This window comes from Mucilaginibacter sp. (assembly GCF_965225845.1).
Classification (GTDB): domain Bacteria; phylum Bacteroidota; class Bacteroidia; order Sphingobacteriales; family Sphingobacteriaceae; genus Mucilaginibacter.
This window is the reverse complement of record NZ_CBDDBL010000002.1, coordinates 2,586,793-2,598,687: the sequence shown is the minus strand read 5'-3', so window position 1 is coordinate 2,598,687 and position 11,895 is coordinate 2,586,793. Positions and strand designations below refer to the sequence as shown.

General features: G+C 42.8%; 10 protein-coding genes. 7 read left to right on the top strand and 3 right to left on the bottom strand.

Translation table 11 applies throughout. The annotated features are described in order from the left end of the window. Positions 1–10 precede the first annotated feature (10 nt). From rfbA to ACYZ0U_RS15845, 4 genes are all read left to right on the top strand, one after another. Positions 11–874 carry a glucose-1-phosphate thymidylyltransferase RfbA gene (gene rfbA, locus ACYZ0U_RS15860; protein ID WP_461453520.1) on the top strand — a complete coding sequence of 288 codons (864 nt, stop codon included), beginning with the start codon at positions 11–13 and terminating at the stop codon, positions 872–874. Between the two features lie 87 nt (positions 875–961). Beyond that, entirely contained in the window at positions 962–2,800 is a 1,839-nt protein-coding gene (locus ACYZ0U_RS15855; RefSeq protein ID WP_461453519.1) for a UbiD family decarboxylase, read from the top strand. A 91-nt stretch (positions 2,801–2,891) separates the two neighbouring features. Further along, positions 2,892–3,302 (top strand): RNA-binding S4 domain-containing protein, encoded by a 411-nt coding sequence (locus ACYZ0U_RS15850; RefSeq protein ID WP_461453518.1) that lies wholly within the window; start codon positions 2,892–2,894, stop codon positions 3,300–3,302. A 37-nt stretch (positions 3,303–3,339) separates the two neighbouring features. Continuing rightward, positions 3,340–4,653, top strand: coding sequence for a nucleotide sugar dehydrogenase (locus ACYZ0U_RS15845; RefSeq protein WP_461453517.1), 1,314 nt, complete (start codon positions 3,340–3,342; stop codon positions 4,651–4,653). Positions 4,654–4,753: 100 nt separating this feature from the next. On the opposite strand, the gene ACYZ0U_RS15840 is transcribed toward ACYZ0U_RS15845, so the two are convergent. Beyond that, on the bottom strand, positions 4,754–5,353 hold the full coding sequence (locus ACYZ0U_RS15840; protein WP_461453516.1) for an OmpH/Skp family outer membrane protein: 600 nt from the start codon (positions 5,351–5,353) through the stop codon (positions 4,754–4,756). A 232-nt stretch (positions 5,354–5,585) separates the two neighbouring features. Between ACYZ0U_RS15840 and gyrB the strand changes: the two genes are divergently transcribed. Next, positions 5,586–7,544, top strand: a complete 1,959-nt coding sequence (gene gyrB / locus ACYZ0U_RS15835; RefSeq protein WP_461453515.1) for a DNA topoisomerase (ATP-hydrolyzing) subunit B — start codon at positions 5,586–5,588, stop codon at positions 7,542–7,544. A 70-nt stretch (positions 7,545–7,614) separates the two neighbouring features. Here gyrB and ACYZ0U_RS15830 read toward each other — a convergent pair whose 3' ends face one another. Next, the gene (locus ACYZ0U_RS15830) at positions 7,615–8,694 is read right to left on the bottom strand and encodes a glycoside hydrolase family 53 protein (protein ID WP_461453514.1); all 1,080 of its coding nucleotides are present in this window, start codon (positions 8,692–8,694) and stop codon (positions 7,615–7,617) included. Positions 8,695–9,086: 392 nt separating this feature from the next. Between ACYZ0U_RS15830 and ACYZ0U_RS15825 the strand changes: the two genes are divergently transcribed. Further along, complete coding sequence (locus ACYZ0U_RS15825; RefSeq protein WP_461453513.1) at positions 9,087–9,302, top strand: helix-turn-helix domain-containing protein; 216 nt, start codon at positions 9,087–9,089, stop codon at positions 9,300–9,302. Positions 9,303–9,397: 95 nt separating this feature from the next. Continuing rightward, positions 9,398–11,035, top strand: a complete 1,638-nt coding sequence (gene pruA, locus ACYZ0U_RS15820) for an L-glutamate gamma-semialdehyde dehydrogenase (RefSeq protein ID WP_461453512.1) — start codon at positions 9,398–9,400, stop codon at positions 11,033–11,035. A 130-nt stretch (positions 11,036–11,165) separates the two neighbouring features. Here pruA and can read toward each other — a convergent pair whose 3' ends face one another. Further along, positions 11,166–11,834, bottom strand: coding sequence for a carbonate dehydratase (can, locus tag ACYZ0U_RS15815; RefSeq protein ID WP_461453511.1), 669 nt, complete (start codon positions 11,832–11,834; stop codon positions 11,166–11,168). Positions 11,835–11,895 lie beyond the last annotated feature (61 nt).

Here is an 11,895-nt window from a genome sequence, read left to right as displayed (position 1 = left end):
ATATCCTATCATGAAAGGAATAATACTTGCCGGCGGATCCGGAACACGACTATATCCAATAACAAAGGCTATCAGCAAGCAGTTAATGCCGATATATGATAAGCCGATGATATATTACCCGCTATCAGTGTTAATGCTGGCCGGAATAAAAGAAGTTTTGATCATCACTACACCCGAAGACCAGGACGGCTTTAAACGCTTATTAGGTAACGGTTCGGAATTAGGCTGTAATTTTGAATTTGCTGTGCAGGAAGTACCAAACGGACTTGCCCAGGCATTTGTGATAGGCGAAAAGTTTATTGGTGACGATAAAGCTGCCCTTGTTTTGGGCGATAACATATTCTACGGTTCGGGTTTCAGTAAACTAATTCAAAGCTTTAATGATGTTGATGGTGCTGCGATCTTTGCATACCCCGTTTCTGATCCGGAGCGTTATGGTGTGGTTGAGTTTGATGAAAATTTCAAAGCATTATCTATCGAGGAAAAACCAGTTGAGCCTAAGTCACATTATGCAGTACCTGGTTTGTATTTTTATGATAATTCGGTCGTTGAGATAGCCAAAAATATCGCGCCATCTCCACGTGGTGAATATGAAATTACTGACGTTAATAAAGAATACCTGAAACAAGGAAACCTGCAAGTAGGTGTAATGGACAGGGGAATGGCTTGGTTAGATACGGGAACTTTTGATTCCTTAAGTGATGCATCGGAGTTTGTACGTGTGATTGAAAAACGTCAGGATACTAAAATTGGTTGCATTGAAGAAATCGCTTATCGCATGGGCTTTATCAACCGTGATGAACTGATGGTTTTGGCTGAAAAATACATTAAAAGCGGTTACGGTAAATACCTCAAGAATCTGCCCTTAAAATAACCCGGGTGATGATTGGCCAATGTGATAACTCAGTGTCAAATTTGCCAATTTATATAATTCATTCGTGAAAATTGTGTCTATTTGCTTATGGGTTATTCAAGTTTACAAGCCTGTGTTGCCGATCTCGAAAAGCATGGCCGTTTAATACGTATTAAAGAAGAAGTCGACCCTTTCCTTCAAATGTCAGCCATACACCTGCGCGTTTTCGAAAATGAAGGCCCGGCTATTTTATTTGAGAATGTAAAGGGCAGCAAATTCCCGGCGGTATCCAATTTGTTCGGAACGCTTGACCGCTCAAAATTTATCTTCAGGGATACTTTGGATAAGATCAAAACTTTGGTCGATCTTAAATCTGATCCCATAAAAGCCATAAAAAATCCTTTTAAATATGCTAATGTTGGTTTAACGGCCTTATCAGCCTTGCCGATGAAGGTTGGTAAAGGCGCGCCAATAAACTTTGGAAAAACCCATATTAGCGAGATCCCCCAAATAGTTAACTGGCCTAATGATGGCGGCCCGTTTGTCACTATGCCCCAGGTTTATACCGAGGATGTGGACAAACCGGGTATTATGAATGCTAATTTAGGTATGTATCGCATCCAGTTAGCCGGAAACGATTACGTTTTGGATAGAGAGATTGGTTTGCATTACCAATTACACCGGGGTATCGGCGTACATCAAACCAAGGCGAATGCAAAAGGCCAGCCTTTAAAGGTAAGCATATTTGTTGGTGGCCCGCCATCGCACCCGGTAGCGGCTGTTATGCCTTTGCCCGAGGGCTTGTCTGAGATGACCTTCGCCGGTGCTTTAGGTAACCGCCGTTTTAGGTATTTTTATGATGCCGAAGGTTTTTGTATTTCGGCAGATGCTGATTTTGTGATCACCGGAACGGTACTGCCGCACGAAAATAAATCCGAAGGCCCTTTTGGTGACCACTTAGGTTATTATAGCTTGAGGCACCCGTTCCCGTTGATGAAAGTGCACAACGTTTATCATAAAAAAAACGCGATCTGGTCGTTTACCGTAGTCGGTCGTCCACCGCAGGAAGATACCAGCTTCGGCGCTTTGATTCATGAAATAACAGGTTCAGCAATACCAAAAGAAATCCCCGGTTTGCACGCTGTAAATGCGGTTGACGCGGCAGGGGTTCACCCGCTCTTATTCGCCATTGGCAGTGAACGGTATACGCCTTACATCAAAGAACGTAAGCCGCAGGAAATATTGACTATTGCCAATCATATTTTAGGTAAAAGCCAGCTAAGCCTGGCTAAGTACCTATTTATTGCTGCCAGGGAAGATGACCCTGCTTTAAATGTAAATGATATCGGCGGATTTTTAAAACACATACTACAGCGCATCGACTTAACAAGGGATTTGCATTTCTACACCAAAACCACCATTGACACGCTCGATTATAGCGGCGATGGTTTAAACACCGGCAGTAAAGTTGCCATTACGGTTGCCGGTGAGATCAAAAGAGAGCTTTGGACAGAGCTGCCTGCAAACTTTACGATGCCGCGTCCGTTTAATACTTTTAAAATGGTGATGCCTGGTGTGTTAGCGGTAGAGGTGCCAAAACACATCAACGACAAAGATATTGGCGATATGTTAAGCATTTTAGATGAGCATTTTATTGATGCTGACCTGAACGGCTTGCCGCTGATAGTGCTTTGTGATGATGCCGCATTTACTGCACAAAATTTGGATAATTTTGTTTGGGTAACGTTTACGCGCAGCAATCCATCGCATGATATTTATGGTGTACACAGCTTTACCGAGCATAAGCACTGGGGCTGTAAAGGCCCGCTGATCATCAATTCGCGTATAAAACCGCACCATGCCCCGGTACTGGAAAAGGACCCGGCAGTAGAAAAGCTGATTGACAAGATGGCTGAAAAAGGCGGTGCATTTTATGGGGTTATATAAGCCCTGCCCAAACCCTCCTGGTAGGGAGGATTTAAAAAGACAAATAAAAGTCTCCGTTAATTAGCGGAGGAGGTTTAAAAAAGGTGTTATCATGCCTGAAAAAGAAAAATTAAGAATTGACAAATACCTGTGGTCCATACGGGCGTTTAAAACCCGCACACTGGCTTCTGATGCCTGCAAGGCTGGCCGGGTAAAACTTGATGGCAATAATATTAAGCCATCACACGAAGTGAAAATTGGTGAGATATACCAGGTTGCTAAAGGATTGGAACGCAAGGTGATCAAAGTGACCGGATTGTTAGAGAGCAGGGTGGACGCCAAGACCGCGGTTTATTTTTATGAAGATATTACACCGCTTGAACAAACAACGGCTTATAAATCCATGTTTCATGCGCCGGTATTGTCTCGCGACAGGGGTACTGGCCGCCCAACTAAAAAAGACCGTAGGGAAATAGATGACCTGAAGGATGATTTCTTCACCACGCCAGACGAAAAAGAATAATTATTAATAAAAAGATTTAAAATTTCAACCAAACATAATGCCATCAACCACTCCTCAAACCGATCTGCAAAATATTAAAATAGGTATTATAGGTTTGGGCTATGTGGGCTTGCCACTTGGGGTTGAGTTTGCAAAAAAATATAAAGTTACAGGCTTTGATACCGGCAAACGACGTGTTGAAGACCTCTGTACTGGTAAGGACCATACATTAACCGTTAATGAAGCGGAATTAAAGGCAGCTATTGAGGCCGGTAAAAATACCGATAATGGTTTTGTTTGCACCGATGATATTGAGCAGATCCGTAATTGCAATATTTATATTGTAACAGTTCCTACACCAGTTGACCGTATCAATCGCCCGGACCTTACCCATTTGTACAAAGCCAGCGAAACCGTAGGCAAAGTTTTGAAAAAAGGTGATATCGTTATTTACGAATCAACGGTTTATCCAGGGGCTACCGAAGAAGAATGTGTGCCCATGCTGGAGAAAGCTTCCGGCCTGAAATTTAATATTGATTTTTTTGCAGGATATTCACCTGAAAGGATTAACCCGGGCGATAAGGAGCATACGTTAACTAAAGTCATGAAGGTGACTTCAGGTTCAACAACTGAAACCGCGGACCGCGTAGACCAGCTTTACCGTTCCATCATTCCCGCAGGGACGCACAAGGCGACATCCATCAAAGTTGCTGAAGCCGCGAAGGTAATTGAGAATGCGCAGCGCGATATTAACATTGCCTTTGTTAATGAGCTGGCCAAGATCTTTCATCGCCTCGATATCGATACCGATGAGGTTTTACAGGCGGCAGGTACCAAATGGAATTTCCTGAAATTTAAACCCGGTTTGGTTGGCGGGCATTGTATTGGCGTTGATCCGTATTATTTAGCACGCAAAGCACAACAGGTAGGTTATCACCCCGAAATAATATTGGCAGGCCGCAGATTAAATGACGGCATGGGAGAATACGTTGCCCATGAGGTTGTGCGCCTAATGGTACGCAAGGATATTGTGGTTAAGGATGCCAATATCCTGGTGCTGGGTATCACCTTTAAGGAAAATTGCCCTGATGTGCGTAACAGCAAGGTGGTTGATATCCTGAACACGCTAAAAGGCTACGACACCAACTTAACCGTATTTGACCCGCATGCCGAACCGGCAGATGTAAAACATGAGTACGGCTGGAACTCATCTAAAACACTTGATAGAAGCATCGATTACGATGCAGTTATTATTGCTGTAGCCCATGATGAATTTAAAACTCTCGATCTGCATAAAATATCCAAACCCAATAAAGTGATCTACGATGTAAAGGGGATATTGGATAAGGATAGTGTGGATGGGCGATTGTAGGTGGGAGCGAGGAGCAGGTAATTTGCACCTAAACAACAAAGCTGAAAGCCAATGCAAACGCATAACTTTCAGCTTTTTACTTTAGCTTTTAACTAAAAACTTATTTTACCGGCTCCTTAGCGTAAGCATCGTTCAGGCCTTTTACTACATCGGTAGTAACATCAAGGCTTGGGTCACCGTAAATTACGGTTTGTACGTTTTTAGAATAGGTTAATACCAGTTTGTAACCGTTTTGCTTTGCAAAGTTCTTTACAAAATCGTCAACCTTGTCGTATACTTTTTGGTATTGAGTTGCTTTATCGTCTTGCAATTGTGCCGACTCATTTTGCTGATAGCCTTGCAATTGTTGTTGCTCGCGTTGCAGGCGTTGTTCAGTCACTTGGCGCTGGTCAGCAGCCATAGTAGCCTGATTTTTTTGATAATCAGCAACCTCGCGCTGAAAAGCTTCTGATTTTGATTGCATATCGCCCTGTGCGGCTTTTAATTTTGATTGTAATGCATTGTTTACATCTTTGGCATAATTGTACTTGCTGTACAAGCTGTCGGAGTTAACATAAACAGTGGTTGGTTTATCGCCACTTACTGGTGACGAAGCCGCAGGTGCCGCAGCAGTGCCGGTTGGAGATTGTTTACATGCCGCAACGCTTCCGGCTACTAATAAACCTAAAGCAAGCTTTGTAAAAACAGAAGAATTTTTCATTATATAATTTATCGTTAAGTAATGGATCAGCAAGGTTTTAACTCGAGCTTTTCCTGTTGGTTTTTTCAATAAAAAGTTTACAAAGATAAACTTTAGAGGCAAGTTTCCTAACGATTTTAAAATGGTGTTTATAACGGGTCATTTTTATCAACAATGGCTGAAAACTGAAGCAAAATGAGTATTTTTGTTTAAAGAACTCCACCTTGGAGAATGGTTGTTGTTTTAATCAATTATGAGCGAAGAAATACAGGACAGATCAAATTACGACGCAGATAATATACAGGTTTTAGAAGGTTTAGAGGCGGTGCGCAAGCGGCCGTCGATGTATATTGGCGATACAGGTTTTAAAGGGCTTCACCACTTGGTTTATGAGGTTGTAGATAACTCGATAGATGAGGCGTTGGCAGGCTATTGTACCGATATAAATGTAACCATACACCAGGGTAATTCCATAACCGTAAAAGATAACGGCCGGGGTATCCCGACAGGTATCACCAAAAAAGAAGGCAAATCAGCACTGGAAATCGTAATGACGGTTCTGCACGCCGGTGGTAAGTTCGATAAGGATACTTATAAAGTATCAGGCGGTTTGCACGGTGTGGGTGTAAGTTGCGTTAACGCTTTATCAACCCATGTAAAAACGGTTGTTGAGCGCGAAGGCAAAATATTTACCCAGGAGTACGAACGCGGCAAGCCGATGTTTGATGTTAAGGAGATTGGTGTATCTGACCGTACCGGTACTACCCAAACTTTCCAACCCGACCCGGAAATATTTACGTTAACTACCGAATATAAATACGATACCTTAGCATCGCGTTTACGTGAGCTGGCTTATTTAAATAAAGGCATCCGCCTTACTTTAACCGATGAGCGCGAGCCTAATGAAGATGGCACTTTCAATACAGAAGAATTTTTCTCGATTGGCGGCTTAAGCGAATTTGTCAAATACTTAGACGGGACACGCCCGTCTATCATCCCCGAACCTATTTACGTGGATGGTATTAAACAAGGTATCCCGGTTGAACTGGCTTTACAGTACAATGATACTTATGCCGAAAACGTGCACTCGTATGTAAATAACATCAACACCATTGAAGGTGGTACACACGTGGCAGGTTTCCGTCGGGGTTTAACACGTACTTTAAAGGCTTACGCCGATAAAGAGGGCTTGTTGAAGAACATGAAAATAGAAATTACCGGTGATGACTTCCGCGAGGGGTTAACCGCTGTAATATCTGTTAAAGTGCAGGAACCTCAGTTTGAGGGGCAAACCAAAACCAAGTTAGGTAATAACGAGGTAATGGGTGCGGTAGATATGGCTGTGGGCGAGATTTTAGGTAATTACCTGGAGGAACACCCGAAAGAGGCCCGCATGATCGTTAATAAGGTTATTTTGGCTGCTACTGCCCGTGCTGCTGCCCGCAAGGCACGCGAAATGGTGCAGCGTAAAAGTGTAATGGGTGGTTCCGGTTTGCCGGGTAAACTGGCCGATTGCGCCAACAGCGATCCTGCAGTTTGCGAGATCTATTTAGTCGAAGGTGACTCGGCAGGTGGTACCGCCAAGCAAGGCCGCAACCGCGAAAACCAGGCTATTTTACCATTACGCGGTAAAATCCTGAACGTGGAGAAAGCTATGGAGCACAAGATCTACGAGAACGAGGAAATAAAGAATATGTTTACCGGCCTTGGTGTAAGCGTAGGCACACCGGAGGACGATAAAGGACTTAACTTTAGCAAGTTGCGTTACCATAAGATCATCATCATGACGGATGCTGACGTGGACGGTTCGCACATTACCACGTTGATCCTTACTTTCTTCTTCCGTTATATGAAAGAGCTGGTTGAGTATGGTTATGTTTATATTGCATCGCCGCCACTTTACCAGGTTAAAAAAGGCAAGGAATTTGAATATTGCTGGAATGATGTACAGCGCGATGCCGCTATACAACGCCTTAAAGGTGCAGGTAAGGAAGACAGCGTACACGTACAGCGCTATAAAGGTTTGGGTGAGATGAATGCCGAGCAATTATGGGAAACCACTATGAACCCGGCAACCCGTACCCTGAAACGCGCTACCATTGAAAACGCTGCAGAGTGCGACCATACCTTCAGCATGCTGATGGGCGATGAAGTTGCCCCTCGCCGTGATTTTATTGAGCGCAACGCCAAGTATGCTAAGATCGACGTTTAAGAATTAACGATGAATATATGAAAAGCCCCGCTGTAAAGCGGGGCTTTTTTGTACTCTGCCACTTTGGTTTTTAATGCGCAAACGCATTCATAGCCACGGTGGGCTTACCGGTTGGGTCAAATGCGCCCATAGTATAGCCTTGCCAGTTATTATATGCCTCTGGCTCCCAATAGAAAACACCTAATCCATTGCCTCCTGATACCGATTTTACTTTGGTAATCAAATCGCTTAAAAATGATTCACAAGTACTGGCATCCGCCTCGCTCATGCCGGCTTCGCATATCATTACCTGTTTACCATAACGCGATACCATATCATTCATATTGGCAAGGCATTCGGTATTGTAAGTTGACCAGTTGCTGCTTGTTGGATATAAGGACATGCCGATCACATCATATTTTGCTCCATCGGCTTTCAATATGTCAAATATATATTCAAAATCTGCATTATCATAACCGTTGGCTATATGAACAATTACCTTTGCATTCGGAAATACCGATTTTACGGCATTGTAACCGGTATTTACCATATAAGTAAATTGTAGCGCGTTAGTTGAGCCCACCGATATACGACCATCCTGCCACATCATGCCGTCATTGGTTTCATTCCCTACCTGTACCCAAGTTGGTGTAACCCCTGCCGACTTTAGGCTGTTTAAGGTGCTGATGGTATAATTATACTCAGATGTATATAAGTTGCTTGTGCTCTCGCTTGCCCATGCCGCTGGTTTTGTTTGGTCGCCTGGGTCGGCCCAGGTGTCGCTGTAATGAAAATCTATCATTACGCTCATACCCGCCGCTACGGCTCGCTTTGCCTTAGCAACTACGTCGGCTGTATTACACCAGCCTGCCGAGGGGTTTACCCAGGCTCTTAGCCTGATAGCGTTAATACCCAGGCCTTTTAAAATAGTAAAAAGATCCTGAGCACTGCCGCTGCTATTATAAAACTTTAGGTTTGAGGCTTCCATTTGTGTAACCCAGCTTACATCGGAACCATAGGCAAATGAAGTTGTAGCCGTGGTGGCATAAGTTTTTGCTGTAGATGAAAGATTTTTGACAGCGATTACGTTAGTACTTTTGGAACCCTCTTTTTGGCAGCCAAAGCACAGGCAAAATGCCGAAATTGTTAAAATACCCGAAATTTTTTTCATGATTAATTGGTTTTATTGGTTTAAAATTTGGTTGTGGACAATAAGTAAGAGCAACTTTCTGGGTAATAATAATCAGTGCCGTATTAAACAGCTATAATTAAAGATTTACAGAAAGTTATATATATGGTTAATTGGTTTTAACACAAAAAAATAAGGACCGCATGTGGAATGATTTCCTTAATTGTACAAATGACAGTAAAAGTTTTTACATTATTTGTACAAGTGAAAATTATTTTTTTTTGTACCCACGGTTAAATTATTTTGTTGATGTGCAGGTAAATAAATTGTTAGGTTTTTTACCTGTTTTAAAATTGAAACAGCATGTTTAAACAAAAATTACTTTCGATAGTTATTGACTAATATTTTCATTCCAAACCATCATGAACAAGTTAATGACTATAGCGAATAAGATCAGGAGTATGCGGATATTCCGGAACTATTCACAGGATTATTTGGCCGCGAAACTACATGTGTCGCAAAATGCCTATAGCAAAATCGAGCTCGGCCGCACCAAGGTAACCGTTGAGAAACTTTTAACCATTGCCGATGTGTTAGACACTGATGCCTGCACACTAATAAGTGATGATAAAGAAGTTAAACTTAACTAAGGCTAATCGTCATAGCAGAGTTATTTGCAGACTTTTGTGAACACACATCCCGGCATAATGCTTATATTTGAATGTTTTAACTGACTTCATATATTATGCTTAAAGGATTTTTCACCGTTCCGCAACCGCAGAACGAGCCCGTATTAAATTATGGTCCGCGCAGTGTTGAGCGCGAGGCATTAAAGGCAGCTTTAGAAGAAGCTCGCTCAAAGGTTATTGAAATACCAATGTATATTGGTGATAAGCAGATCCACACGGGTAAACGATTGGAGATTCGCCCGCCACATGATCATAAACACTTATTAGCCACTTTTCCTGAAGGCGACGCGTCAACAGTTAATGCTGCTATTGATGCTGCTTTAGCTGCTAAGGCAGAGTGGGAAGCATTAGCATGGGAACAAAGGGCATCCATATTTTTAAAGGCCGCTGACCTGTTAGCCGGCCCATATCGTGCCAAAATAAACGCGGCTACCATGCTTGGTCAAAGTAAAAATGCTTACCAGGCCGAAATTGATTCAGCTTGCGAGTTTATCGACTTTCTGCGTTTTAATGTAAGCTACATGGTAGAGATCTATGCGCAACAGCCACCTATCAACCCAAAAGGTATCTGGAATAGGGTAGAGCAACGCCCATTAGAAGGCTTTGTGTTCGCTTTAACACCATTCAACTTTACCGCTATTGCGGGTAATTTACCTGCAAGTGCTGCTATGATGGGTAACGTTGTGGTTTGGAAACCTGCTTACCCGCAGATATACGCTGCAAACGTTATAATGCAGGTGTTTAAGGAAGCCGGTTTGCCTGATGGCGTGATCAACCTGATCTATGTTGATGGTCCGGTTGCGGGCGATGTTATATTTAATCACCCTGACTTTGCGGGTATCCACTTTACAGGATCAACCAAAGTGTTCCAAAATATCTGGCAGACAATTGGTAATAACATTCATAAATACCGCACCTACCCACGTATAGTAGGCGAAACCGGTGGTAAGGATTTTGTACTGGCGCACCCAAGTGCTGATGTGGATGTGGTTAGTACCGCTTTAGTCCGCGGTGCATTTGAATACCAAGGGCAAAAATGCTCGGCAGCCAGCAGGGCTTATATACCGGCTTCGTTATGGCCTGCGGTTAAAGCAAATGTACAGCGCGACCTTGCTTCTATCAAGATTGGCCCGGTTGAGGATTTTGGCAACTTTGTGAACGCGGTGATCACCGAAGCTTCATTCGATAAATTAGCTAAATATATTGATGCTGCTAAAGCAGATGAAAGCGTTGAAGTTGTTGCCGGTGGCGGATACGATAAAAGCCAGGGCTGGTTTGTTGAGCCGACCGTACTTAAAGTAAACGATCCATACTATGTGACCATGTGCGAAGAGCTTTTTGGTCCGGTATTAACAGTTTATGTTTATGAGGATGATCAGTTTGATGCGCTATTGGATATCGTAGATAAAACTTCGATCTACGCGCTTACAGGCTCAATTATATCACAGGACAGATATGCCATTGCTAAAGCTACTTATGCTTTACGTAATGCAGCAGGTAACTTTTACATTAACGATAAACCGACAGGTGCAGTAGTAGGCCAGCAGCCATTTGGCGGCGCAAGAGGATCAGGTACTAATGACAAAGCCGGATCAGCATTGAACCTGCAACGCTGGGTGTCACCAAGAACGATCAAAGAAACCTTCGATCCGCCAAAGGATTACAAGTACCCGTTTTTGAACAAAGAAATATAAGGGAGAGTCAAGAACCAAGATTCAAAACAAAATTAAAGCGCCGGTAAATAACATTTACCGGCGCTTTTTATAATAATCAAATTTTTAATAGCAGTTGTCTTGGTTCTTGACTCTTGAATCTACTTTCCCACTATTTAAATTTGAATACGTTGCCCATATTAGCATTATCGTAAGTGCTAACGTTCATGTCTTTTATTATCCCGGTTTCAATGCTGTAAACCCACCCGTGTACACCTAAATTCTGGCCTTTCGCCCAGGCATTTTGCACGATGGAGGTTTTACACAGGTTGTAAACGTTTTCAACTACGTTATATTCCACTAATTTATCAGAGCGTTCTTTTTCATCTGTTATCAGGTCGAGTTTACTGGCATGCAGGCGGTAAACATCTTTAATATGGCATAACCAGTTGTCTATTAATCCAAACTGCTGGTTGCTCATGGATGCGATAACGCCCCCGCAGCCGTAATGCCCGGTAACGATAACGTGTTTTACCTGCAGTACATTCACAGCGTAATCCAGTACCGAAAGCATGTTCATATCCGAGTGGATCACCATATTGGCAATGTTGCGGTGTACAAATATTTCGCCCGGTTTAGTATTGGTGATCTGGTTGGCAGGCACGCGGCTGTCGGCGCAGCCTATCCAAAGAATTGGTGGCTTTTGGCCGTTGGCGAGTTTTGTAAAGTAATCCGGATCCTCGTCAATGGCGTTCTCAATAAACTTTTTGTTGCCATCTAACAAAGTTTCGTAAGTGATATGGCTGGTATCGTGTATCAGATCTTGTTTTTTTGCGCACATAGGATATTTTATAGATTAATTTATATTATCTGCCTAAAATTAATCGGCAAACAGATGCAAA